This is a genomic window from Streptacidiphilus sp. BW17 (assembly GCF_041262485.1).
GTDB lineage: Bacteria > Actinomycetota > Actinomycetes > Streptomycetales > Streptomycetaceae > Streptacidiphilus.
This window is the reverse complement of record NZ_JBGCCR010000025.1, coordinates 17364-42070: the sequence shown is the minus strand read 5'-3', so window position 1 is coordinate 42070 and position 24707 is coordinate 17364. Positions and strand designations below refer to the sequence as shown.

Genomic DNA, 24707 nt, shown 5'->3' with positions numbered 1-24707 from the left:
GGTTGCCGGGTACGTACGGGCTAGCTACCCGGCCCGGCTAGTTACCCGGGACGTAGACGATGCCGCGCAGCGCCTCGCCGGACCGGGCCGTGCGGAGGGTCTGGAAGGTGTCACCCGCCGCGCTGGTCGCGTCGAGGTGGTCGGTCACCCGGACCAGGCGGTTGGGGTCGGCGCCCTCGTCCGTCGCGCCGGAGACCGTGGACGTGACCGCCCAGAGGGAGACCGTGCCGTCCGGGTTCACCTCACCCGTGAGATTGCGCAGGCCGTCGGTGGCCGGCGCCCACGGCAGGCCGGTGACGGAGTTGTCACCGGTCGGGTAGCCGGAGACGGCGTAGGGCGTGCCGAGGTCGAGGCCGTTCTGGATGGTGTACGCCAGCTTCCACGAGCCGTCGCTGAGCACCCACTTCTGCAGTCCGGCGCCGGTCTGGGCGGCGGCGTCGGTGTAGGTGCCAGTGGCCGGGTCGTAGGTGTTCGAGCCGCTGCCCTCGTCGGCGACGTACATCGTGGTGTCGTTGGCGAACCACACGCCGAACGGGAACGACGTGGTCGACTTCGTGGCGGTGGGGAAGCCCTTCAGGACGCAGATGTTCTCCGGCAGGCCGGTGGCCTGCAGCGTCGCCGGGTTGTACGACACCGCCGAGGTCGGCAGCGCCGCGCCCGGTGCCGGGAGGCCGACGCCGCTCGGGCAGGCCTTGCCGGTGGTGTCGATGAAGTAGACGGTGTTGACGCCGTTCCCGCCGCTTCCCTTGGTCAGGTAGACGACGTTGTCGTGGACGGTCAGGCCACGGAAGTTGGTGTCCTTGCCGACCTTGTCGGCCTTGTCGCCCAGCTCGGTGATGCTGAAGCCGCCGACCGGGGTCGGCTGGCCGACCTGCTGCTGGCTCTCCGGCAGCGTCGACGACGTGGTGATCTGCGCACCGGCGCCGGCGATCACGCCGACCGGCTCCGGGCTGCCGCCGTTGCCGGCGTTGCCCGACATGAAGAGCTTGTCGTCGGCGCTGTCGAGGATCGCGGCACGCCCGTTGTTGCCGCTGTAGGCGTTGGTCTCGGTGTAGCTGAGGCTGCCGTTGCCGTGCAGCTCGGCGACCGCGCGGTAGTAGGAGGCGCTGACCGGGTTGGTCGGGTCGACGACCCCAGGGGTGTTGGAGTTCGACACGTCGATCGCGCCGACGGGCGCGACATAGCCCATGAACGTGAGCGCGCTGGCGTCGGTGGAGAGGTTGAGGCCCAGCTCGGACTTCGAGGAGAAGCTGGAGACCAGGTGGTCGCCGTTCGTGCCGGACGGCACGTCGAGCGTGCGCATCGTGTGGCCGGACGGAGTGACCGTGTCGAGCAGGATCGGCGAGGTGACGCCGAAACTCCCGTCGACCGACTCGTTGTTGAAGACCTCCGGGTAGCCGCCGTCGGCGACGGCGGTCACGCAGTCGGTGGTGCAGCCGGGCGGCAGCTGGGTGACACCGGGGACGATCGTGTCCGTGCCGGCGGTGTAGACCGTGCGGGACAGGATGAGGTGTCCCGGGAGGAGGACGTGGTTCGGCCCGGCCGGACGGTGCGCGGGCGCGGCAGTCGCGGTCGTACCGGGGAACAGCACCAGACCGGACAGGACGCCACCGACAGCGGCGGCAAGGGCGAGGCGGGAGGCCATCGGGATACTCCTGGGAAGAGGACGGTCGACGTCAGGAAGAACGTCAGGAAGAAGGAGCAAGAGATTGACGAATCGTCAGTTGCAGCTGCCGCTACCGGAGTCGCTGTACTGCAGCGCGCTCGCGTCGAAGCCCGGGCCGGGCAGCACGGGCTTGTAGTCCCAGCTGTAGCCGTGCGGCTTGAGCGTGAAGTTCATGACGCCGAATGCGCTGGCCTGAGCGGTGACCACGTTGGGGTTGGCGTAGTCGCCCTGCGTGCCCGCGAGGGTGTCCAGGGCCTCACCACCCGAGCCGATGACGAACTCGGGGATGCCGTGGGTCGGGTCGTACTGACCCGCCGGGTTCATCGGGCGCAGCCGGGCGTAGGCGTGCTCATGGCCGTTGAGGATCAGCGTGGCGCGGTGCTGGTAGAGCAGCTTCCACCACGCGTCGGCCGCTGCGCCCTCGACGCCGCCGGCTCCCGGCGCGGAAGCGGGGACCGTGGCGGTGGAGGCCGTCGTGGCGCTGAACGTCGGCTGGTGCCAGTAGGCGATGGTGCACGGGCGCTGGTTGGCGGTCAGGTCCTTCGCGAGCCACTGGGTCTCCTGGGCGAGGAGGCCGTTGTCCGTCGTGGAGCAGTCGTGCTTGAACTCGTCGGAGTCGCACTCGGCGTTGAGCGAGACGATGTGCCAGTTGCCCAGGTCGTAGGAGTACCAGCCCTGGTTGTCCGCGCTGTCGTCACCGGCCTGACCCTGGGTGGTCGGCGCGCCGGACTGGTCATGGCCGTTGAAGTAGTCGAAGTAGCCGGTTCCGTTCTGCGCGGCCTCGTTGTCGCCCTTCTTGGCGTACGCGTAGTACTCGTGGTTCCCCGGCGCCGGACGCTCCAGCATCTTCAGGCCGCCCCACGCCTGGTCGAAGGACTGCTCGAAGTCGGTCAACTTGCCGACCTGGTACTGCTCGTCGCCCAGCAGCGCCACGACGTCGGGGTGCATGTCGGTGGCCTGCTTCGCGGTGGCGAACTCGGCGCTCATGCCGCCCAGGGTGGGGCTGCCGCACTTGAGCGAGGTCGGGGTGGCGGAGTTCTCGGGATCGTCGGGCTCACAGGCGATGTCACCGACCGCCGCCAGGGTGTACGACGCGGCACCGACGCCGTGGCCCGCGTAGGGCCAGTCGTTGTCGCTGCCGTGCCGGTTTCCGACTGCGACGGCGGTGCCTGTGACCGCGAGGACGGCGAGTCCGGCGGCTGCGGCGGAGAGCTTGGTGGCACGGCGCATGTGCGAGGTCCTTCCACGGGAGAATCGGTCACCGCACGTTAAGCCGTCGATCTAACAGCTGATACAAACGTGTCCTAACGCTCCGATGAACACTCCGACTGCCCTTCGCGACCAGCCGGCTGACAAACCGTCATCTCCGACCTCTTCCAAGCGAGGCGCCCAGTCCCTACTATCCGGTAATCGAACGGGCTGCCACGTTCGGCGCCCTGTCATGGTTCGGTCATCCCTAGGAGAGGACTCCAGATCAGATGCGCCTCACGTCTCGCACCGCGCTCCGTCTGCTCACCCCCGCCGCGCTCGCCGTGCTGCTGGCGGCGACCGTCGGGGGCGGCGCCGCCTCCGCACAGCCGACCACGTCCACGCCCGCCTTCGACAGCCTGACCCAGCAGAGCCACACGGACTGGATGGCCGGGCTGCCCGACAGCACCGGGCTCGGCACGCTGTCCGTCCCCGGGACGCACGACACGCTCGCCATCCACGGCGGCCTCGCGCCCTGGGCGTACGAGGCGCAGGAGGACCACGGCGACAGCGCCGCCACGCTCACCGCGCAGCTCGACGCCGGGATCCGTGCCATCGACATCCGGGTACGGGTCGTCAACAACGGCACGGCGTTCGCGATCCACCACACCGACGTCTACCAGAACGCCAACTTCGACGACGTGCTCACCCACGCGCAGACGTTCCTGGCCGCGCATCCGGGGGAGACGATCCTGATGGACCTGCACGGCGAGTGCGACGCGGACACCACCGAGGGCGGCAGCGGCACCTCCAGCGTCGGCCACTGCGCGGACGACCCCGCGTCGACCACCGCCGCGGACCGGATGCGGATCCTGCAGAGCTACCTGGCCCGCTATCCCGGACTCTTCTACGCGCCGACCGTCACCGGGACGTCGACGGCGGCGATGCCGACACTCGGTCAGGTCCGCGGCCACATCGTGCTGACGACCTTCACCGGCCCGCTCGGCGAGGTCTACCCCGGCTACGGCCTGTCCCAGCTGACCGGCGCCGGCGCCGGGTCCTACGTCGAGAACGACTGGACCCAGTGCACCACCTCGACCAAGTGGGGCGAGGCCCAATCCAACATCGCCGCCGCGGGCGCCGACTCGACGGGCGCGATGTTCACCACCTACCTCTCCGCCAACTGCTCGCCCTTCGGCGCGGGCCCGGCGGACGTGGCGGGCGGCTACCTGTGGCAGACCGGCGTCAACCAGCTGGCGCTCAACTACCTGAACAGCCAGGGCAGTTCGGGTCGCACCGGGGTGGTGCTGATGGACTACCCCGGCTACGCCCTGATCGACGCCGTCCTGAACCGGGACGGCGCAACGGGCTGAACCCGCACGCGGACGGGTGCAGCCGGCCTTCAGAAGCTCCGCAGAAGCCGCACGGATACTCCGCCGCTGTCACTGCCCGGTGCTACCGTCTGGCCCCTGTAGGGACGTCAGGGGACGGCAGGGGGAGTGTGCGCATGAGTGGGAACGGTGCCGCCGGAGGCCGAAGAGGCGTGGTCCTGGCGGCGATGATCTTCGCCGTGGCGATGACCTTCATCGACCAGACGATCGTCTCGATCGCCGCGCCGAAGATCCAGAGCGAACTGAACCTGACCGGCACCGGCATGCAGTGGGCCATCAACTCCTATCTGCTGGCCATGGCCGCGCTCTTCGCCTACGGCGGCAGGCTCTCCGACACCCTGGGCCACCGCCGCATGGTCACCCTCGGCGTCATCGTCTTCGCCGCCGCCTCGGCACTGTGCGGCCTGACGCCCACCGGGGCGCTGGCGCAGAGCTGGATCATCACCTTCCGTGCCGTCCAGGGCCTCGGCGGCGCGATCATGTACCCGGCGGCGCTCGCCATCGTCGTCAACACCTACGAACTCCGCGAGCGCGGGCGGGCGTTGGCGCTCTTCTTCGGCATCGCGGGCGGACTGACGGCCGTCGGCCCGATCCTCGGCGGGTACCTGACCGAGTGGACCTGGCGCGGGATCTTCTGGGTGAACGTTCCGGTGGCGCTGGTCGCGCTGCTGCTGATCTGGATCTCCAAGCCGCAGACGCAGTACCGCCCCGCGCCGATCGACTACCGCGGTCTGGCGCTGATCGGCGGCGGCGTCGCACTCAGCGTCTTCGGCTTCCAGCAGTCGCACGTCTGGGGCTGGTCCAACCCGGCGATCTGGCTGTCGATCGCGCTCGGCGCGGCACTGCTGGTGTTCTTCTTCCGCTTCGAGCGCGGACGGCCCTCGCCGCTCATGGACGTCTCGATCTTCCGCAACCGCGCCTTCGCGGTCCAGTGCCTGGTGCTGGGCCTGTCGATGACGGTCTTCCTGCCGATGTTCTTCTTCGCCAGCGAGTACGCGTCGGTGGCCCTCGGACAGTCCGCGCAGCAGGCCGGTGTGACGCTGCTGTACTTCTTCATCGGCTTCATCGTCACGGCCCAGATCGGCGGCCGGATGCTGGACCGGATCGGCGCCAAGCGACCGGTCGTGGCCGGTTCGGTGCTCTCGGCGGTCGGCTTCTACCTCTGGGCCAGCAAGATGCCCGATCTCAACCTCAGCCACATGACCTCGTACATCATCCTGGCCGGCGCCGGGATGGGCCTGATGATCGGCCCCTCCAACACCGACGCGGTCAACCGCGCCTCCAGCCTCTCCTACGGCGAGGCCACCGGCATCACCCAGACCGTGCGCAACTACGCCTCCAGCCTGAGCCTGGCCATCCTCGGCACGGTGATGATCTCGGTCTTCCAGTCGCAGATCGCCGACTCCCTGGTCGCCCAAGGCGCGTCCCGCGCGGTGGCGAACGCTGCGGCAGCCGCCGCGGCCAAGCAGGGCGGGAGCGGCAGCACGGGTAGCGGCAGCAGCAGCGCGCCGATCCCGCACTGGATCCAACTGGACTTCGCGCACGCCTGCCAGACGGTCTTCTACGGCATGGCGGGCATCATGGCCGTCACCGCCGTGATCGCCCTCGTGGGCCTCCAACGCGGTGTCCAGGCCGAGCACGCCGAGCGGGCCGGTTCCACCGAGCCGACCGAGCCGGCCGGGATACCGGACGCGACCGAGACCGCCTGACGTATGCCACACACCGTCCGACTGCTGCTCCTGGCACCGTTGCCGCGCAGCCACTGCTGCGGTCGGGACGACCGTCCTCTGGGGCACCATGGCCGCCGCCTGTCTCGTCCTGGCCGTAGTCCATCTGCGGCTGACCACCGCCGCGCTGCGCCCGGTTCTGAGCGTCCGACGATCTAGCCTGGAGCAGTGACTGTCGCAACCGAGCTACTCACCGACGCCTTCGGGCGCGTCAAGGAGGCCGTGCACGAAGCCGTCTCCGGGCTCGACCCGGAGCAGCTGTGCTTCCGTGCCGATTCGCGCGCCAACTCCATCGCCTGGCTGGTCTGGCATCTGACCCGCATTCAGGACGACCACATCTGTGACATGGCCGACATGGCGCAGGCCTGGACCGAGCTGGGGTGGGCCGAGCGCTTCGGCCTGCCCTTCCCGGTCGAGGCCCACGGCTACGGGCACACCTCCCAGCAGGTGGCCGCGGTGCGGGGGCTGACGGCGGAGCAGCTACTGGGCTACCACGACGACGTCCACGACCGCACCGTCGCCTACCTGGCCGGACCGGGCGGGCACCATCTGGACCGGATCGTCGACTCACGCTGGGACCCCCCGGTCACGGCGGCGGTCCGGCTGGTCAGCGTGATCGCGGACGACCTGCAGCACGCGGGCCAGGCCGCCCTGGTGCGCGGGCTCCTGCAGCGCCACCACTGACGGACGCACCACCGCTGACGGACCGTCAGGGATCGGCGCGTCAGCCGACGAACAGTGCCAGGGTCCCGTCGCGTTGGACCAGCGGGCGGACCAGGGTGAGGTCGCTGACGACCACGTCGGCCGCGCACAGCTCGGCCGGGTCGTGGGTGGTGGCCAGGGCCAGCGTCGCCATGCCGGCGGCGCGTCCCGCAGCGAGGCCCGCCGGGGCGTCCTCGACCACCAGACAGCGCGTGGGCGGGGCGCCCAGTCTGCTCGCCGCCCGGAGGTACGCCTCCGGGTCGGGCTTGCCCCGGGTCACGTCCTCCGCGCCGACCAGCATCGGCACGGTCAGTCCGAGGCAGGAGAGCCGACGCAGCGCCAGGGTCCGGGTGGCGGCGGTGACCACCGCCCAGCGGTCCCTGGGCAGCGCGGACAGCAGCTCCTCGACGCCCGGCAGCAGTCGGCTGCTCGCCGCGTCCGCGAGTTCCAGCTCCTGCACCCGGGCCACCGCTCTGAGCTGCTCCTCGACGGCGCGCTCCGCCAACAGCTCCGCGACCACCTCTCCGGCCGGACGGCCCACATAGCCGACCTGGTCCAGGCGTTCACGTGCGACGCCGTACTCCTCGGCCCAGCGGGTCCAGCAGCGGCGGACCGAGGGCATCGAGTCGATCAGCGTGCCGTCGTTGTCGAAGAGCACGGCCTCGACGGTGAGTACGGCGGGGGCGGAGAGATGGGCGGCCACGGCAGGACAGGTCCTTCGCGTCGGGGACGGGGCCTGGTACCTCTCCAGCCTCTCTCCTCTCAGTGGATCCTCCAAGAGGCAAAGGCCCCACTCTTTCACTTCACGATCCATTTCGCTTCAGCGTCACGTCGCCCGCTCGTCTTCCCCCGTACGGCCGGATGCGGTGACGTGGGGTGACGTGGGGTGATTTTCCGCGCGGGGGCTTGTGACCAGCGGCTGCGGCACGGCAGCATGTCGCTCGAATCCCGCTGCAGCCACTGCCCTCCCCAGCAAGGCTCACCCCTGCGAGGCTCCCCTGAACCACGCCTTGTCACCCCGAGACGCCTCGATCTCCCCCAACGGCGCGTCCTCCCCCGACGGTGCGCCCACCACTGACGATGCGCCCTCCCCTGACGGCACTGAGCCTGACGGTGAGGCCGTTCCCCGGCGGCGTCGGCCGTCCCTCGCCGCCATGGCCTGGCTCGTGGTCCTGGCGCTCGCCGGCGCGACGGGAGCAGCCTCCCCGTCGCAGGATCTCGGCGCGTCCCGCACGGCCGTCGCGAACCGGGTCGACTCCCGCGTCGGCGCGCTGTTCAACGGCGGAGGCGTCGCGGGCACGCACTACTGCACGGCGAGCGTGGTCGACAGCCCACGGGGCAACATGATCGTCACCGCCGCGCACTGCCTCAGCGGCGCGAACCAGGACAAGGTGTTCGTCCCCGGCTACCGCGACGGCACGGCCCCGTACGGGGTCTGGCAGATCGCGCAGACCGTCGAGGACCCGGGCTGGACCGCGAACGGCGACGTGAACGCGGACGTCGCCTTCGGCCTGCTCGAACCGCTCGACGGCCAGACCGTGCAGCAGGTCGTGGGCGCCAACCGGATCGCGGTGGACCAGGGCTTCGACCACGTGGTCACGATCACCGGCTATCCGAACAGCTCCGAGGAGCCGATCACCTGCACCGACCTGGTCGACCGGTTCAGCGCCACCCAGATGCGCATCGACTGCACCGGCTACAGCGACGGCACCAGCGGCAGCCCCTGGCTGATCCCCGGCCAGGGCGGCCCGACCGGCGACGAGGGCACGGTCATCGGCGTGATCGGCGGCTTCGAGCAGGGCGGCTACACCGACGACGTCTCCTACAGCTCCTACTTCGGCGACCGCATCGACGCCCTGTACCACCAGGCCCTGGAGCAGGACGCCCAGCTGGGCTGACCTGCGCCTCTGAGCTAGGCCTTCTCCCCCGGGTACCAGGCGATCGCGTGCGCCTCGGCCAGCGTCGACCTGACCTGGCTGCGGTAGCGCCGCGCCTGCTGGGGATCGGTTTCGGCCAGGGCGGCGGCGGCGAGCGCGGCGGCCGAGGTGGACCAGGCGAGCAACCGCACCGCGTCGTGGTACGCGGCGTCGAGCAGCCGCTCATCGGGCAGATCCGCCGCCTGCCGGGCCAGGAGCGTCGACAGCACCCGGAGATGGGTACGGGTCACGGCCGGTGGTGGAAGTGGATCGTTCGCGTGTCTGCCCACGTCGGCGACTCCCGGAAGAGGGTGAGTCTCGTTCACTGAGGCTCGTTCCCACATGATGGCGTACGACCTGGTGACATGTACGCGCATTCATCGAACAGTGATGAACAGGATCACCACAGTCTTCCCACACCACGCCACACCCTCTCCGTGACCTTCCCTCGCGCCCCCGGGCCCGACAGGATGGAGATCCACACTGTCGGTCCCGACCACGTTCGGTCCCGACCGCCGTGCAGTCCCAACCCCCGTGCCCTCAGGGAGTTCCGTCATGGATGCCGATCTCGATCCGCGCCTGTCCCACCGACGCGGCGAGGCCAGCCCGGCGCTGCCGGAGCTGACCGTGGGCGCCGACCTGGCCCGCACCGCGCGCCGCCACTCCGACCACGACGCCCTGGTCGAACGCGCGAGCGGACGCCGCTGGACGTACGCCGAGTTCGACGCCGCCGTCGACGACCTCGCCCGCGGGCTGCTCGCCGCCGGGATCGAACGCGGCGACCGCGTCGGCATCTGGTCGCCCAACTGCGCGGAGTGGGTGCTGACCCAGTACGCCGCCGCCCGCGCGGGCGCGATCCTGGTCAACCTCAACCCCGCCTACCGCCAACACGAGATCGCCTACGCGCTGCAGCAGTCGGGCACCAAGCTGCTGATCTCCGCGACGCGGGTGAAGACCAGCGACTACGTCGCCCTGGTCGACGCGGTCCGCGGCGACTGTCCGGAGTTGGAGCGTGTCGTGTTCATCGGGACGCCCGACTTCGAGCAACTCGTCGCCTCCGGCGACGGCGTACCGCTCTCGGTGCTGCGTGCGCGCGAAGCGACGCTCTCGCCGGAGGACGCGGCGAACATCCAGTACACCTCCGGCACCACCGGCCGCCCCAAGGGCGCCACGCTCTCGCACCGCAACATCCTCGGCAACGGCTTCCAGGTCGCCGACGTGCAGGGCTGGACGGCGGACGACCGCGTCTGCGTGCCGGTGCCGTTCTACCACTGCTTCGGCATGGTGATGGCCAACCTCGGCGCCACCTCCCACGGCGCCTGCCTGGTCATCCCCAGCCCGCTCTTCGACCCCGTCGAGGCACTGAATGGGGTCCAGGCCGAGCGCTGCACCGTGCTCTACGGCGTGCCGACCATGTTCATCGCCGAACTCGCCCAGTTGGAGGCGAATCCCGACCGCTGGGACCTGTCCACCCTGCGCACGGGGGTGATGGCCGGGTCGCCCTGCCCGGTCGAGGTGATGAAGCGGGTCATGTCCGAGATGGGCATGGCCGAGGTCACCATCGCCTACGGCATGACCGAAACCAGCCCCGTCTCCACCCAGACCCGCCCCGACGACTCCCTCCAACACCGCGTCGCCACCGTCGGACGCGTCCACCCCCACGTCGAGATCAAGATCGTCGAGCCGACCACCGGCGCCACCGTCCCCGTCGGCACGCCAGGCGAACTGTGCACCCGCGGCTACTCGGTGATGCTCGGCTACTGGAACGAGCCGGACCGCACCGCCGAGGCCGTCGACGAGGACGGCTGGATGCACACCGGAGACCTCGCCGAGATGGCCGAGGACGGTTACGTCTCGATCGTCGGCCGGATCAAGGACATGGTCATCCGCGGCGGCGAGAACGTGTACCCGCGCGAGGTCGAGGAGTTCCTCTACGCCCACCCCGACATCGAGGACGTCCAGATCATCGGCGTCCCGGACGACCGCTTCGGCGAGGAGCTGATGGCCTGGGTCAAGCTCCGCCCCGGAGCCGACGAACTGACGGTGGAGCAACTCCGCGCCTACTGCGAGGGCAAGCTGGCCCACTACAAGATCCCCCGCTACCTGCACCTCGTCGACGGCTTCCCGATGACCGTCACCGGCAAGATCCGCAAGGTCGAGATGCGCGAGGAGTCCGTCAAGTTCCTCGGCCTGTAGGACTGCGCTGCACTGAACTACTGGGCTGCGCTCAACAAATGCCGTGCGCCATGGACTGACGACGCGTCACCCGCCCTGTGCGACCGCCCGGTCGTACAGGGCGAGGACATCGTTGTCGAAGTACGGGCTGTAGGAGACGTCCGGGGTGCTGCCGCCCTGCTGGTAGCCACCGATCACGCCGATGACCGTGCCCGTCCTGGTGGTCCGGTCGAACGCGGTCAGCCACGGGCTGCCGCTGGTGCCGCCGGGGAAGGACTTGCACGCGATCTTCATCTGGTACGTGCTCTGCTGCGTCGTGCTGTTGAAGCACGCGATCGGCTCGCCCGCGTCGGACGGGTAACCGGTCAGCGAGACGGTCCGACCGAAGCCGAGGTTGATGCCCAGCCGGTTGCCGCCCAGCACCGAGGCGATGGTCTGGTTGTTCACCGTGCCGAGCACCAGGAAGGCGACGTCCAGATCCGGATCGCTGGAGTCGATCCAGCGCTGGTCCACGACGATCGACTTGACCGGCCACTCCCCCTGCGGTTCGGTGCCGTTGCGGTAGCCGGGCACGAAGACGATGTCGGTGTTGTAGTTGCCGCCCTTGCCGCCGTGGACGCAGTGGGCGGCGGTCACCACAATGCTGCTGCCCTTGCTCTGCACGACGCTTCCGGTGCAGAAGTGGTCGCCCTTCTGACTGGTCGAGAAGATCGCACCGACCCGGGCCGTGATCTCGTTGGACTTCGCAGTCCTGGTGTTCCCGCCGTGCGTCGACAGGGCCCGCTGCAGCCGCTCCTGTGACCACGGTGACGGCGAGGGCGCGGTCGTGACCACCGGACTTCCGGGAGCCGCGGCCCCGCCGGACGTGCCGGGCGACGTGCCGACCGACGCGCCTGTGCCGGACGCGGCAGCCGTACCGGACACGCTGGACACGTTCGTCCCCGACGAGCAGCCCGCCGACGCTCCGGTCACCACCGCGACGGCCACCGCGACCGCCACCACACGCTCCCGCAGCCGACCTGCTGCCTTGCCCATGAACCGTCCTCCGTCCGACACGCCCTCCCGATCATCGTCGGCCCGTCGGGCCTCGCGACCGGAGCGGCGCGCCGTCAGAACAGCGCAGATCACCGCGCGAAGGCCTACCAGCCGGCAAGCCCTACGCCGGATACGCCCGCGTCTGCGCGGCCTTGACGGCGGCCCAGACCTCGCTGCCCTCGCCGATGGCCAACTCGGCGACCGCTGCCGGGGTCAGGTCCGCGGTCAGGCGGAGTGGACCGGCGAGGTCGAGGCGGACCTGGTCGCCGTGGAGCTCCATGCCGACGACAGTGACCGGCCACTGGTTGCGCGCGCTGGTGTCGGGGCGGCTGCCGTGGACGGTCACCGCAGCAGGCGGGAAGGCGACGAAGACCGGGCCGTGGTGCGCGTCGTCCGCCGCGAGGACGGTGCCGTCGGCCACGACCTCGCGGGAGGCGTCCAGCTCGACCAGATGCCCGTCGGCCGTGCCGCGGAAGAGGTTGAGGCCGACCAGTCGGGCGATGTAGTCGCTGCGCGGATGGCGCGCGATCTCGGCCGGCGCGCCCTCCTGGACCGCACGGCCGTGTTCCAGCACCACCAGCCGGTCGGCCAGCACCATCGCGTCCAGCGGGTCGTGGGTGACCAGGACGGCCACCGCCTCGAACGCGGCCAGGTGACGGCGCAGCGTGGTGCGCACCTCCAGCCGGGTCCGGGCGTCGAGGGCGGCCAACGGCTCGTCGAGCAGCAGCAGTCGCGGCTGCGGTGCCAGCGCCCGCGCCAGCGCGACGCGTTGGGCCTGCCCGCCGGAGAGCGCGCCGGGGCGCGACCCGGTGTGGTCGGCCAGCCCGACCCGCTCCAGCCACTGCCGGGCCTCGGCCCGCGCCTCGGCCTTGCGGCGGCCATGGGTGCGCAGGCCGAACGCCACGTTGTCCAGCGCGGAGAGGTGCGGGAAGAGCAGGTAGTCCTGGAAGACCACCCCGACGGGCCGTTGCTCGGTGGGTACGCGCACCCGTGCCGCCGGGTCCTCCAGGACCTCGCCGTCGAGCCGCAGATGACCGTCGTTCAGGGGCGCGAGTCCGGCCAGGGCGCGCAGTGCGGTGGTCTTGCCCGCGCCGTTCGGCCCGAGCAGCGCGACCACCTCGCCGGGCGCGGCGGTCAGCACCAGGTCGAGCGTGAAGCCGCCCCGGCTCACTGCCAGGTGCGCGTCCAGTGCGCTCATGTGTCGTGGTCTCCAGGCTCGTTCAGTGCGTCCCCGTGGTCCAGCGACCGCGCAGCGCGAACAGGACGGCGAGCGAGACCAGCAGCAACACCAGACTGACCGCGATCGCGGCGTCGGGGTTGTCCTGGAGCGCGAGGTAGACGGCGAGCGGCATGGTCTGCGTGGTGCCGGGGAAGTTGCCGGCGAAGGTGATGGTGGCGCCGAACTCGCCCAGCGCCCGCGCCCATGCCAGGACCGCGCCGGCCCCCACGCCCGGCGCGATCAGCGGCAGCGTGACCCGCCGGAAGACGGTGAACCGCGAGGCGCCGAGCGTCAGCGCTGCCTCCTCGTAGCGCGCGTCCGCTCCGCGCAGCGCGCCCTCGACGCTCAGCACCAGGAACGGCATCGCCACGAAGGTCTCCGCGACGACCACTCCGGCCGTGGTGAACGGTAGCGAGTAGCCGAACTGCTGGTAGATCCACTGCCCCACCAGCCCGTTGCGGCCGAAGACGAGCAGCAGCGCGACACCGCCGACGACCGGCGGCATCACCAGCGGCAGCGTCACCAGGGTCCGCGCCAGCCGCTGCCCGGGGAAGGTGGTCCGGGCCAACAGCCACGCCAGCGGCACGCCGAAGGCCAGTGACAGCGCGGTCGCCGAGGTCGCGCAGATCAGCGAGAGCCGCAGCGCGGGCCAGACGGCGTCGCCGCCGATCAGCTGCGGCATCGAGCTCCAGGGCGCCCGGACCAGCAGTCCGATCAGCGGCAGCACCAGGAACGTCAGCCCGATGACCGCGGGCAGCAGCAACGCGAGCGGCGCCCCGCCGCGCGGCCTGCGGGCCACACGGACCGGGGCGCTGCGCTCCAGCGTCTCGGAGTCGCTTGTCCTGGACTCGCTGGTCACGGCGCCTGGAAGCCCGCGGCCTGCAGCACCTGCTCACCCTGCGCCGAGGCGACGAACGCGGCAAAGGCCTGCGCGGTGGCCGAGTTGCTGCTGCCCTTGAGCGCGACGACCGGGTAGGTGGTGATCGCCTTGGCGGCCTGGGGGAAGTTGACCCCGGTGACCTTCTTGTCGGCGCCCTTGACGTCCGTCTGGTAGACCAGCGCGGCGTCGACCTCACCGAGCTCGACCTTGGTCAGCGCGGAGGTGACGTCCTGCTCCAGGGTGACCGGGGTCAGCTTGATGTCGGCAGCGGCCAGCGCCTTGACGGCAGCCGCGCCGCAGGGGACGGTCTTGGCGCAGAGGGCGACCTTGTACTTCGGGTCGGCCAGCTGGGCGAGCGAGGTGATCTGCTTCGGGTTGCCCGGGGCGACCGCGATCTCCAGTTCGTTCTTGGCGAAGTCGACCGGGGCACCGGCGTTATCACCCTTGGCGGTGACCGTCTGCATGGTCGTGGTGCTGGCCGAGGCGAAGACGTCCGCCGGGGCGCCGTTGACGATGGAAGCGGCCAGTGTGTCGCTGCCGCCGAAGCTGAAAGTGACCGAGGTGCCCGGGTGGGCCGCCTCGAACTCCTTGGCCAGCGTGGTGAAGGTGTCCTTGAGCGAGGCGGCGGCGAAGACGGTGATCTTCCCCGTCACGGCCGCGCTGCTCGACGCGGACGCGCCTGCCGAGGCCGAGGAGGACGAGCCCGCAGAGGACGAGGACGAGGAGGAGCTACAGGCCGCCAGGCCCACCAGGGCGAGCGCGACTGTCGAGGCGGCCGCGACGCGGCGCACGCCGGACATGCGGGAACGGGACACGTGCAGACGGGACATCAGGAAACCCCCACGGTTTCGTCAGGCAGAGCAGTTCGTCAAAAAACGGCAGTTCGTCAACAACGGCAGCGGTTGCCGTCAGGCCCTCTCGACCACGACATTTGTCGACTTGATCACAGCAACGGCCGGGACCCCGGGCTCCAGCCGCAGCTCCTCCGCGGATTCGCGGCTGATCAGCGACACCACCCGGAACGGCCCGGCCTGGATCTCCACCTGCGCGGCCACATCCCCGAGGATCACCTCGGTGACGATGCCCCGGAAACGGTTGCGAGCGGAGGAGGGAAGCCCCTCTGCCGCCGCCGTCTCCGGCCTGGCAAGCTCCCTGGCGAAGGCGGCGAGCTCGCGACCAGGGACGATGCGATGACCGTTGTCGTCCCGTTCGGCGCTCACGCGGCCCGCGTCAACCCAGCGCCTCATGGTGTCTGCGCTGACTCCGAGCAGAGCGGCGGCCTCGCCGATCCGATAGCTGTTCACGTGACGATCATCCTGTCGCAATTGCCAGCTCTCCGTCACTCGTAGCATGGCACAAGCGACTGACACCGCCCAAGCCACCTCGCATGTGCAGGTGTCCAGCTGCCGGATGGGGCTGTGCCCGAACCGAGTCCGCCGCTAGGTTGTCGGCGTGGCCGAGCTTTCCCCCACTCCGGCAGCCCGACGCAGCCCAGCAACCCGACGCGTCCTTTCAGCCCGACGCTCCGTCTCCGCCGTCTTCGTCATCCACGGCGCGGTGACCGGGAGCTTCGCCACCCGCATCCCCTGGATCAAGGACCATCTGCATCTGAGTGCGAGTCAGCTCGGACTGGCCCTGGTCGCGCCTGCCATCGGCTCGTTCGCCGCCATGCCGCTGGCGAGCCGGCTGCTGCACGCACGGGGCCACCGAGCCGGGATCCGGCTGCTGATCGTGCTGTGGAGCGCGGCGCTCGCCCTGCCCGCGCTCGCGCCCGACCTGCCGCTGCTCGCCCTCGCGCTGCTCTGCTACGGCGCGGCGGCAGGCGTGGCGGACGTGGCCATGAACGCCCAGGGCGTGGAGGTGGAGGCACGGGTCGGGCACTCCATCATGTCCGGGCTTCACGGCATGTGGAGCATCGGCGGTCTGCTCGGCTCGGCCGTCGGCGTGGCCGCCGCAGCGGCGTCCGTGGCCGCGCCCGTGCATCTGGCGGCGGTGGCCGCCGTGCTGGTGCTGCTCTCCTTCGCGGCCTGCCGCGGCCTGGCGGACATCCGCCCCGAGCCGAAGGAGGAGGCGCCGCCCAGGTTCACCCTGCCGCCGCGCTCGGCGCTGCTGATCGGGATGGTCGGCTTCTGCGCGGTCTTCGCCGAGGGTGCGTCCGGCGACTGGAGCGGCGTCTACCTCCGCACGGTCGCGGGCGCCTCGCCCGCCGTCGCGGCAGCCAGCTACACGGCGTTCGCCTGCACCATGGCCGGCTCCCGGCTCGCGGGCGACATGCTGGTGCGCCGGTTCGGCCCGACGCGGACGGTGCGCGGCGGCGGCGCGATCGCGGTCGCCGGCGGCGTGCTGGTGGTGACGGCTGCGGCTCCCTTCGCGGCGATCTCCGGGTTCGCGCTGCTGGGGATCGGCATCGCGGTCGTCGTTCCGCTCTGCTTCGCGGCGGCCGGGCACAGCGGCGACAACCCCAGCCGGGCGATCGCGGGCGTCGCCACCGTCACCTACACCTCCGGCCTGATCGCGCCCGCCACGGTCGGCGCCATCGCCCAGGCCACCTCGCTGCGCGGATCCTTCGCCGTCGTCACGCTTCTGACGGTGGGTCTGGTCGCGGGCGCGGGCATCCTCGCCCAAGGACCCCGCGCGTCAGGACCCCGAGGGCGCCGCGCGAGTATTGCCGAGACATGCCAATCGAAAATGTGAACGATTCCGAATATGCCGATTCTGGTTTCCTTCTGCTAATCCGATGGCCGCATTAGCGCGGACCCGCAATCATGGGCGCACGGCGCGACAACCGACGGCCGCCGACGGCATCTGACGGGTCGTCGGGATCGTCACGGGGAACGTCACCGGACGCATCACCGACGCGTCACCAGGCACAGAGTAGCCAGCATGCCCGCACTGGATCGGGTGAAACCGGCCCGTTCGGGATGTCAGCAGTTCCAGTGAGTAGAAATTCGCACAATCGTTCGAATGGAACCAAGTGATTCAGGATTTCGTCCGAACGAATCGTCAGAACGATTGACACGTACGGCGCGGCGACGCGTCCGGACGGGTGTCTTGTCGGTGATCAATGCGATACTCGGACAGCACCAGGGAAAGTACGACACAGCACGGGCGTGTGCCTAGAGACACAGATCACGCGGGTACACGCATCTCACGGGGTAGCAGGACGGATGGGGAGGTTGGGCATGGGAGCAGCACTGCGTGACGACTACCGCGGGTGGCTGGCGCCTTCGGGGAGGTACCCGGTGGCGGTCCCGGACTACGAGGAGCCCTGGGACTCCCCGGAGCTCGACCCCGCGCCGCAGCCTTCGCCGCGGATCACCCAGGTCAAGCCCACCGGCTTCGAGTCGGCGCGCGAGATCGGCGAGCACGTCCGCGTCGGCACGCCGGTCATCATGGACCTCAGCCAGATGGCCGACCCTGACGCCAAGCGTCTGATCGACTTCGCCTCCGGCCTGGTGTTCGGTACTCGTGGCACCATGGAGCGGATCGCGCGCCGGGTCTTCCTGCTCGCGCCGCCGGAGATCGAAGTCATGGTCATCGACAACGCCTCGGACGACTCGGGGTTCTACAACCAGAGCTGATCAGGGCAGCCTGTCCGGATCCGACAGGCAAGCCCGCCACCGGCAGCCGTGCCCCCGTCGCGGCTGCCGGTTTCTTGTGGGAGCGGGGTTTCTGGGATGTTGGCACTGCACGGCCTGTGGCGGGCCGACCGTCGGCTCGCCCTCTGGGCGGAGGACGCCGCGGTTTCGGGAACCCCGACGGGAGCCGACGCCCGGCCTGAGGGCATCCACCCGTTCGCCTCCTCCCCCGAGGCGCTGCGGGACCTGCTCGGGGCGGTCGGCCCCGGCCTGGAATGGCTGGCCGGACGCGCCGACGAGGACGACACCCGACTGCTCCTCCCGACGTCGGAGGGCACGCCGCTCCCCTCTCCCGAGATCGCCTTTCCGGGACCCTCCCGGGCGCCCGCCGCAGCAGGTCCGCTGCTGGTCCCCTGGCAGGTCCCCTCGCTTCTCTTCGACGCCGACGAGGCGGCGCAGCTGCTCGGCGCGCTGCACGATCCGGAGCGGCAGGCCCTCCACCCCGACATTCCCGGACGCGGTCCGGTCGAGGTCGGCTACGGCGCGTCCCTGCGCTGGCTGACGGCCGTCCACGATCTGGCCTGGCGACTGGTGGGCCGCGGCCGGGTCCTGCCCCGCATTGATGTCCGCGCGGAGCTGACGCCCCATCAGGCCGTCTGGGCCCCGGCCCCGACGGCGGCAGACGCCGGCGAACTCGCCGCCCTCGCCGCCGCCTGTCCCGCCGCCTGCCGCGCCGAGGAGGGCCACCGTCGCGGAGCCGCGGGCCTGGCGGAGGAGTTGCTCGGTGTCCTGGTCGACCGCGAGGCCCGCGCGGTCCTCGCCGACGCCCGGCTCGCGTCGACGGATCCGTTGGCCGTCGCCCTCGCCTCGGACGACGGCGCGCTGCCCGAGGGCAGCGACAACGCGGGCAGCGACAACGCGGGCGACGCGGCGCGGTGGCAGGCGCTCGCCGACATGCTGCGTCCCGCTCCCGCTGCCGGGCCGCTCCGTCTCGGCTTCCGCCTGGTCGAGCCGCAGGGCGGCGCCGCGGAGAGCAGCGAAGACGACGGCTCCGACTCCAGCTCCGACTCCGACTCCGGCTCCGGCTCCGGCCCCGATGACCGGTGGTGGCTCGACCTGGTGATGGCGCCGGCCGACGAACCCGCCCAACTCCTCACCGCCGCCGAACTGTGGGCCGGTGGCCCGGCCGCCCAGGTGCTGGCGGAGAGCATCCCCGCGCCGGAGTCCGCCTTCGCGCTCGAACTCTCCCGCGCCGCCCGCATCCATCCGCTGTTGGCCCAACTCTCCGAGCAGGACCGCGCCCAGGGCTGCTGGCTGGACCGTGCGGACGCGCTGACCTTCCTGCGCGAAGCCGCGCCCGCCCTGGGCGACGCGGGATTTCTGGTGCTGCTCCCCTCGTGGTGGCGCGAGCCACCCGAGCTCGGCATGCTGCTGACCGCGCACCCCGCCCAGGCCGGGGTGGTCGAGCGGGAGAGTCCTGTCGGACGGGACGAGATGCTCGCCTTCCACTGGCGGCTCGCACTGGGCGGGGAGCCGCTCACCGCCGAGGAGTTGACCCGGCTCGCGGGCGCCAAGGACACCCTGGTCCGGATCCGCGGCCGCTGGCTGGAGGCGGACCCGAGCCGCCTGAACGCCGCCATCGCCTTCCTCGACCGCGCGGGCGAGGGGAAGATGGCCGTGTCCGAGGTGCTCGCGCTGGTGCTCGACGCCCGCGAGCCGATCGGGCTGCCGGTGCTCGACGTCACCCACGACGTCCGGGTCGAGGGACGCCTGCGCGAGCTGGTCGCCCGGCTGGGCGGCAGTGCCGAACTGCCGCAGGAGCAGCCGGACGTGCGCGTCCCCGCCGACTTCCGTGCCGAGCTGCGTCCCTACCAGCGCGACGGCGTCGCCTGGTTGGCTTCGCTCGCCCACCTCGGCCTCGGCGCGGTCCTCGCCGACGACATGGGCCTCGGCAAGACCGTGCAGACCCTCGCCCTGCTCGCCGCCGAGTACGCCGGGACTGCCGGAGGCACCGGAACCGCCGGAAGCACCGCCAAGCCCGCCGCGCCCACCCTCGTCGTCTGCCCCATGTCCCTGGTCGGCAACTGGGAGCGCGAGTGCGCCAAGTTCGCCCCCGCGCTCCGTGTCCACGTGCACCACGGCGCGCGACGCGGCGGCGCGGCGCAGGTGCGGGAGGCCGCGCTGGCGGCGGATGTGGTGATCACCACCTACGGCCTGGCCGCCCGCGACTTCGAGGCGCTGCACACCGTCCGCTGGCACCGGATCGTGGCCGACGAGGCACAGGCCATCAAGAACGCGGCCACCCTCCAGTCCCGCGCGATCCGCGCCCTGCCGGCCGCACACCGGATCGCGCTGACCGGCACGCCGGTCGAGAACCGTCTCGCCGAGCTCCACTCGGTGCTGGACTTCGCCAACCCCGGTCTCTTCGGGACGGCCGAACGGTTCAAGGAGCGCTACTCGGTGGCGATCGAGCGCAACGCCAGCGTCCGCGCCACCGCGCTGCTGCGGCAGCGGACCGCGCCCTTCGTGCTGCGCCGCCTCAAGACCGACCCGGTCATCGCCGCCGAACTGCCGCGCAAGCAGGAGATGACCGTCCTCTGCAATCTGACGGCGGAACAGGCCGCCCTCTACCGCGCCACGGTGACCCAACTGCTCCAGCGCATCAAGTCGCTCGGCTACGGCCGCGACCTGGAGCGCCGCGGCATCGTGCTGGCGACACTCACCCGGCTCAAGCAGATCTGCAACCATCCCGCCCAGTTCAGCGGCGAGGGCAGGCAGGTCGGGGGGAAGCGCGGCGCGGTCCGGCTGGCCGGGCGCTCCGGCAAACTGGCCCGGCTGGAGGAGATCCTGGAGGAGGCGCTGGCCGAGGGCGACAGCACTCTGTGCTTCACCCAGTTCGCCCGCTTCGGCACGCTGCTCCAGCCCTATCTGCGCCGCCGCCTCGACTGCGAGGTGCGGTTCCTGCACGGCGGCGTCCCCGAGCGCGCCCGTCGCGAACTGGTCGACGCGTTCCAGGAGGACGACCGGCCGTCGGTCTTCCTGCTCTCGCTCAAGGCGGGCGGTACCGGGCTCAACCTGACCGCCGCCAACCAGGTCGTCCATGTCGACCGCTGGTGGAACCCGGCCGTCGAGGATCAGGCGACCGACCGCGCCTACCGGATCGGGCAGCGCCGTGACGTCCAGGTCCGGCGGCTGGTCTGCGTCGGCACGGTCGAGGAGCGTGTCGACGAACTGCTCACCGCCAAACGCGCGTTGGCCGACGCGGTGATCGGCGCGGCCGACCCGGGCGGCAACGCCCTGGACGTCCTGACACACCTCGCCCCGGACGCCCTGCGCGAGGTGCTGACCCTGGCCGAGGAGGCGGTGAGCGAGCTGTGAGCGAGAACGTGTGGACCAGCTGGTCCGAGCGGTTCCTGGCGCGGATCGAGTCGCTGGGCGTCGGCCTGCTCGCGGACCAGATGCGCGAGGCGGGCGGCTCGAAGCAGGTGCGGGACGTCTCCGTCGCGCCGGGCGCGGCGCGGGCCCGGGTGGGTGGTGTAGAGGTCTGGGCGGACCTGCTCGTCTTCGACGCCCAGCAGTGGGAGCAGGCCGGGACGGCGCTGCTCCCGGTCCGCGACCGACTGCTGGCAGGCGAGGTCCCGCCCGACGTCGACGCGCTGCTGGCCCGGGTCGGCCTGCCGCTGCTCCCCGCGCAGGCCACCGAGCTGACCCTGGACTGCTCCTGCGGTTACGACGTCGGACCCTGCCGTCACCAGGCGGCGCTGCTGGGCGCGATCGCGCTGGCCTTCGACCACGACCCGTTCCTGCTGCTGCGCTGGCGCGGCCGGGACCGCGCCCGCCTTACGGCCCGGCTGCACCGCGAACCGCGCCGCGTCGGCCCCGAACCGCTCTCCCCCGCCACCTTCTGGGCCGAGCCCCGGCCCTACCCGAAGCCGACCCCGCAACCCGCCGATCCTCCACTGGACCGGCTGCCGCCCGCCCTGGCCCGGACCCTGCGTCCGCTCTACCAGGCACTCACCGAGCGAGATCTGGAATAATCATGTGCGGCTCATCTGAGACATTCGTGTCTCAAATGAGCTATCCTCTCTTCGTGGCCACCGATCGCGACTCCGTCCTCCTCGCCGCCGTCGCGCTGCTCTCCCGGCAGCCGAGCGCCGCGATGGACGAGATCGCGCGCGCCGCCGGGATCAGCCGGGCGACGCTGCACCGGCTCTTCCCGGGCCGAGACGCGCTGATCCGCGAGATCGGCGCGTACGCCCTGGTCCGGATGGACGCCGCGCTCGACGAGGCGGCCATCGACGAGGGCGACCCGGTCGAGGCCGTCCGCCGACTCACGACGGCGCTGATCCCGGTCGCCCAGCTCACCGCCTTCCTCTCCGGCGAGAGCCGACTCTTCGACGACACCGAGATCACCGACGCCTGGGACCGGATGGACGCCCGCGTGGCCGCGCTCTTCCTGCGCGGCCAGCAGTCCGGGGCCTTCCGGGTCGAACTCCCCGCCGCCTGGCTCAGCGAGGCGTTCTTCGACCTGCTGGCGGGCATCGGCTGGGCCGTCGAGGACGGCCGCCTGGCCCCCAGGGACAGCGTCCGCGCACTGACCGAGCTCTTCCTCGGCGGCGCGGAGCGACGAGCCTGACCGCTCACCACGACACCCTGCTCCAAGTACCAAGCCCCAACACCAAGCCCCACGCACACCCGAGTTCACCAAGGACACCCAGATGCCCACGGATCTGACCGTTCCGCAGACCACCTCCGCCTACCGATATATGCAGTCCAGCGCCCCGCGTCGGCGCTGGATCGCTCTCGGCGTGCTCGTGCTCGCCGTCCTGCTGGTGGCCGTCGACGCCACCGTGCTGGTGCTGGCCCTGCCCTTCATCAGCGAGAGCCTGAACCCCTCCGCCCCGCAGCTGCTCTGGATCGGCGACAGCTACTCCTTCGTCATCGCCGGACTGCTGGTCAGTATGGGCTCGCTGAGCGACCGCATCGGCCGCAAGCGACTGCTGCTGTACGGCTCCGCCGCCTTCGGCCTGGCCTCGCTGCTCGCCGCCTACGCGCCGAGCCCCGCCTGGCTGATCGCCGCCCGCGCCCTGCTCGGCGTCGCCGGGGCGACCATCATGCCCTCCACGCTCTCGCTGCTCCGCGCCCTCTTCCCGGACGACAAGGAGCGCGCCCGCGCCATCGGCATCTGGGGTGCCGCGGCGACCGCCGGTGCCGCCGCCGGTCCGCTCCTCGGCGGCGTGCTGCTGGAGCACTTCTGGTGGGGCTCGGTCTTCCTGATCAACATTCCGCTGGTGCTGGTGCTGCTCGTGCTCGGCCACAGGCTGCTGCCCGAGTCGCGCGACCCGAAGCCGGGCACCTGGGACATGGCCAGCGTGGTGCTGTCACTGGTCGGCATCATCGGCGCGGTCTACGCGGTCAAGGAGGCCGCGGTCGACGGCGCGTCGGCCGGCCTGGGCCGCTGGGACGTCTGGGTGGCCGCCGTGCTCGGTGTGAGCTGCCTGGTCACCTTCTGGCGTCGTCAGCTCCGACTGCCGGTCCCGCTGCTGGACGTCCGGCTCTTCGCCGAACGCCGGTTCACCGCCGCGGTGCTGGCCGCGTTGATCGCCCTGATCGGGCTGTCCGGCGTGGTGTTCTTCCTCTCGCAGTACTTCCAGCTGGTCCGTGGCTGGTCGCCGCTTCAGGCCGGACTGGCCGACATGCCGGCGTTCGCCGGTTCCACCGTCGGCGCGCTGGTCGCCACCTCGCTGGCCACCCGCCTCGGCTACCGCCGCGCACTGGCGGCGGGCCTGCTGGCGATGGGTCTCGGCCTCGGCGCGCTCGGCCTGCTCGACGCGTCCACCTCGTACCTGCTGATCGGGACCGCGTTCGCGGCCGTCGGCCTGGTCGAGGGCGTCGTCTACGCGCTGTCGACCACGATGGTGCTGGAGTCGTCCCCGGCCGAGAAGGCGGGCGCGGCCAGTGCCGTCTCCGAGACCGCCTACGAGCTGGGCACGGCGCTCGGCATCGCCCTGGTGGGCACGGTGTTGACCGCCGTCTACCGATCCGGCCTGGTCCTGCCCGCCGCGCTCCCGGCCGGCACCGAGGCCGCCGCACGCAACTCGCTGGGCGGAGCCGTCCAGGCCGCCCACCAACTGCCGGGCAGGGCTGGGGACTTGCTCCTCGACACGGCCCGCAACGCCTTCGTCCACGGCATGAGCGTGGCCGCGTTCCTCTCCGGGGGCCTGCTGGTGGCGGCGGCCGTGCTGGTCTGGGCGCTGCTGCGGCCGCGTCGCCACCCCAACCGGACTACCGGAGCGACTCGGGCGCCCAGTCGGTGATCCGCCGCCGCAGCGCGCGGGCGTCCAGACCGTGCGCGGCGATGTGCTCCGCCATGGTCCCGTAGTGCCGCAGTTCCTCGCGGGAGACACCGAGGCCGAGCACCCGGTGCGCCCGGTCGTCGAGCGCCTCGGTGACGAACGGGACCGAGGTCCCGGCGAGGTACGGCTCGACCACCACGACGTCCGCGCTGCCGCGACCGGCCAGCGCCGCGCGCAGCGCGACAGCGTCGAACGGGCGGACGGTGGTGGCGTAGAGGACCGTGACGTCCAGCCCCTCCGTCGCCTCCAGCACGTCGTCCAGGACCGGGCCGACGGCCACCACCACCGGACCGTCCCCGCCCGGCGCCCCCTGACGGACGGTCAGGAACCGTCCCGGGACGACCTGGCGGGCGACGGCGTTGCTCTGCGCGGAGAGCCGCACGTAGACCAGCCCGTCCCCGGCTGCCGCGTCGCGCAGCAGCGCCTCGGCCTCGTCCGGGTGCCCGGGGACGTGAACGGTCCAGCCCGGCAGCGTGTCGAGCAGCGCGACGTCCCCCGGCGACATGTGCGTCCGCCCGCCGGCGGGCCAGTCGTACGAGCCCAGCGCGCTGACCAGGACCGCGCCGACGCCCTGGTGCCCGAGGTCCAACTTGACCTGCTCGAAGGGGCGCTCGACCAGGAAGCTGCCGAAGGTGTGCGCGATCGGCCGCATCCCGGTCAGCGCCAGTCCGCCCGTGACCGAGACCAGGAGCTGCTCCCTGATCCCGACGTTGATCACCCGGTCCGGATGGGCCGCGGCGGCGTCGTCGAAGCTGGCGGCGGAGATGTCCGCGAGGACGACGGCGACCCTCGGGTCCTCGTCGAGCAGGGCACTGGCGGTGGAGATGAAGCGGTCACGCATCATGGCAGGACTCCTTCGAACGCGTACAGATTC

The 24707-nt window shown here is 71.3% G+C and carries 21 protein-coding genes; 11 read left to right on the top strand and 10 right to left on the bottom strand.

Translation table 11 applies throughout. The features are described 5' to 3' along the window. Nucleotides 1-37: 37 nt before the first annotated feature. Together ABH940_RS26200 and ABH940_RS26195 are read right to left on the bottom strand one after the other, a co-directional pair. Complete coding sequence (locus tag ABH940_RS26200) at nucleotides 38-1645, bottom strand: hypothetical protein (protein ID WP_370106309.1); 1608 nt, start codon at nucleotides 1643-1645, stop codon at nucleotides 38-40. Nucleotides 1646-1720: 75 nt separating this feature from the next. Next, on the bottom strand, nucleotides 1721-2896 hold the full coding sequence (locus ABH940_RS26195; protein ID WP_370063828.1) for a metallophosphoesterase: 1176 nt from the start codon (nucleotides 2894-2896) through the stop codon (nucleotides 1721-1723). Nucleotides 2897-3144: 248 nt separating this feature from the next. On the opposite strand from ABH940_RS26195, the gene ABH940_RS26190 reads away from it, so the two are divergent. The 3 genes from ABH940_RS26190 to ABH940_RS26180 all read left to right on the top strand — a co-directional run bounded on the left by ABH940_RS26190 (nucleotide 3145) and on the right by ABH940_RS26180 (nucleotide 6656). Next, nucleotides 3145-4227 carry a phosphatidylinositol-specific phospholipase C domain-containing protein gene (locus ABH940_RS26190; protein ID WP_370063830.1) on the top strand — a complete coding sequence of 361 codons (1083 nt, stop codon included), beginning with the start codon at nucleotides 3145-3147 and terminating at the stop codon, nucleotides 4225-4227. Between the two features lie 134 nt (nucleotides 4228-4361). Further along, nucleotides 4362-5954 (top strand): MFS transporter, encoded by a 1593-nt coding sequence (locus tag ABH940_RS26185; RefSeq protein ID WP_370063832.1) that lies wholly within the window; start codon nucleotides 4362-4364, stop codon nucleotides 5952-5954. A gap of 186 nt (nucleotides 5955-6140) precedes the next feature. After that, a complete protein-coding gene (locus ABH940_RS26180; protein WP_370106308.1) occupies nucleotides 6141-6656 on the top strand; it encodes a DUF664 domain-containing protein in 516 nt (171 codons plus the stop codon). Between the two features lie 40 nt (nucleotides 6657-6696). Here ABH940_RS26180 and ABH940_RS26175 read toward each other — a convergent pair whose 3' ends face one another. Continuing rightward, nucleotides 6697-7377 (bottom strand): HAD-IA family hydrolase, encoded by a 681-nt coding sequence (locus ABH940_RS26175; RefSeq protein WP_370106307.1) that lies wholly within the window; start codon nucleotides 7375-7377, stop codon nucleotides 6697-6699. 451 nt (nucleotides 7378-7828) lie between these two features. Here ABH940_RS26175 and ABH940_RS26170 point away from each other — a divergent pair, with 451 nt between their 5' ends. Then, nucleotides 7829-8572 carry a serine protease gene (locus ABH940_RS26170; protein WP_370063838.1) on the top strand — a complete coding sequence of 248 codons (744 nt, stop codon included), beginning with the start codon at nucleotides 7829-7831 and terminating at the stop codon, nucleotides 8570-8572. Between the two features lie 14 nt (nucleotides 8573-8586). On the opposite strand, the gene ABH940_RS26165 is transcribed toward ABH940_RS26170, so the two are convergent. After that, nucleotides 8587-8841: a hypothetical protein gene (locus ABH940_RS26165; protein WP_370063840.1), complete on the bottom strand. Its 255-nt coding sequence runs from the start codon at nucleotides 8839-8841 to the stop codon at nucleotides 8587-8589. Nucleotides 8842-9145: 304 nt separating this feature from the next. Between ABH940_RS26165 and ABH940_RS26160 the strand changes: the two genes are divergently transcribed. Beyond that, nucleotides 9146-10786, top strand: coding sequence for an AMP-binding protein (locus ABH940_RS26160; protein WP_370106306.1), 1641 nt, complete (start codon nucleotides 9146-9148; stop codon nucleotides 10784-10786). 66 nt (nucleotides 10787-10852) lie between these two features. Here the strand turns inward: ABH940_RS26160 and ABH940_RS26155 are convergent, their stop codons facing one another. The 5 genes from ABH940_RS26155 to ABH940_RS26135 all read right to left on the bottom strand — a co-directional run bounded on the left by ABH940_RS26155 (nucleotide 10853) and on the right by ABH940_RS26135 (nucleotide 15203). Then, entirely contained in the window at nucleotides 10853-11800 is a 948-nt protein-coding gene (locus ABH940_RS26155) for a serine protease (RefSeq protein WP_370106305.1), read from the bottom strand. A 121-nt stretch (nucleotides 11801-11921) separates the two neighbouring features. Beyond that, nucleotides 11922-12998 (bottom strand): ABC transporter ATP-binding protein, encoded by a 1077-nt coding sequence (locus tag ABH940_RS26150; RefSeq protein WP_370063846.1) that lies wholly within the window; start codon nucleotides 12996-12998, stop codon nucleotides 11922-11924. A gap of 22 nt (nucleotides 12999-13020) precedes the next feature. Then, nucleotides 13021-13842 (bottom strand): ABC transporter permease, encoded by an 822-nt coding sequence (locus tag ABH940_RS26145; RefSeq protein WP_370064409.1) that lies wholly within the window; start codon nucleotides 13840-13842, stop codon nucleotides 13021-13023. Nucleotides 13843-13874: 32 nt separating this feature from the next. Next, nucleotides 13875-14714, bottom strand: coding sequence for a molybdate ABC transporter substrate-binding protein (modA, locus tag ABH940_RS26140; protein WP_370063848.1), 840 nt, complete (start codon nucleotides 14712-14714; stop codon nucleotides 13875-13877). 93 nt (nucleotides 14715-14807) lie between these two features. Next, nucleotides 14808-15203: a molybdopterin-binding protein gene (locus tag ABH940_RS26135; protein ID WP_370064411.1), complete on the bottom strand. Its 396-nt coding sequence runs from the start codon at nucleotides 15201-15203 to the stop codon at nucleotides 14808-14810. A gap of 148 nt (nucleotides 15204-15351) precedes the next feature. Here ABH940_RS26135 and ABH940_RS26130 point away from each other — a divergent pair, with 148 nt between their 5' ends. From ABH940_RS26130 to ABH940_RS26105, 6 genes are all read left to right on the top strand, one after another. Then, entirely contained in the window at nucleotides 15352-16593 is a 1242-nt protein-coding gene (locus ABH940_RS26130) for an MFS transporter (RefSeq protein WP_370106304.1), read from the top strand. A 488-nt stretch (nucleotides 16594-17081) separates the two neighbouring features. Then, entirely contained in the window at nucleotides 17082-17480 is a 399-nt protein-coding gene (locus tag ABH940_RS26125; RefSeq protein ID WP_370063852.1) for a cell division protein SepF, read from the top strand. A 96-nt stretch (nucleotides 17481-17576) separates the two neighbouring features. Beyond that, nucleotides 17577-20855: a DEAD/DEAH box helicase gene (locus ABH940_RS26120; RefSeq protein WP_370106303.1), complete on the top strand. Its 3279-nt coding sequence runs from the start codon at nucleotides 17577-17579 to the stop codon at nucleotides 20853-20855. Beyond that, nucleotides 20852-21514 (top strand): SWIM zinc finger family protein, encoded by a 663-nt coding sequence (locus ABH940_RS26115; RefSeq protein ID WP_370063856.1) that lies wholly within the window; start codon nucleotides 20852-20854, stop codon nucleotides 21512-21514. Before ABH940_RS26120 ends, ABH940_RS26115 begins: the two co-directional genes overlap by 4 nt. A 53-nt stretch (nucleotides 21515-21567) precedes the next feature. Beyond that, nucleotides 21568-22113 carry a TetR/AcrR family transcriptional regulator gene (locus tag ABH940_RS26110; protein WP_370063858.1) on the top strand — a complete coding sequence of 182 codons (546 nt, stop codon included), beginning with the start codon at nucleotides 21568-21570 and terminating at the stop codon, nucleotides 22111-22113. Between the two features lie 130 nt (nucleotides 22114-22243). Further along, nucleotides 22244-23794 carry an MFS transporter gene (locus ABH940_RS26105; protein ID WP_370064413.1) on the top strand — a complete coding sequence of 517 codons (1551 nt, stop codon included), beginning with the start codon at nucleotides 22244-22246 and terminating at the stop codon, nucleotides 23792-23794. Here ABH940_RS26105 and ABH940_RS26100 read toward each other — a convergent pair. After that, the gene (locus ABH940_RS26100; RefSeq protein WP_370063860.1) at nucleotides 23763-24677 is read right to left on the bottom strand and encodes a transketolase family protein; all 915 of its coding nucleotides are present in this window, start codon (nucleotides 24675-24677) and stop codon (nucleotides 23763-23765) included. The two genes, ABH940_RS26105 and ABH940_RS26100, sit on opposite strands and share 32 nt — an antisense overlap. Nucleotides 24678-24707: the final 30 nt, after the last annotated feature.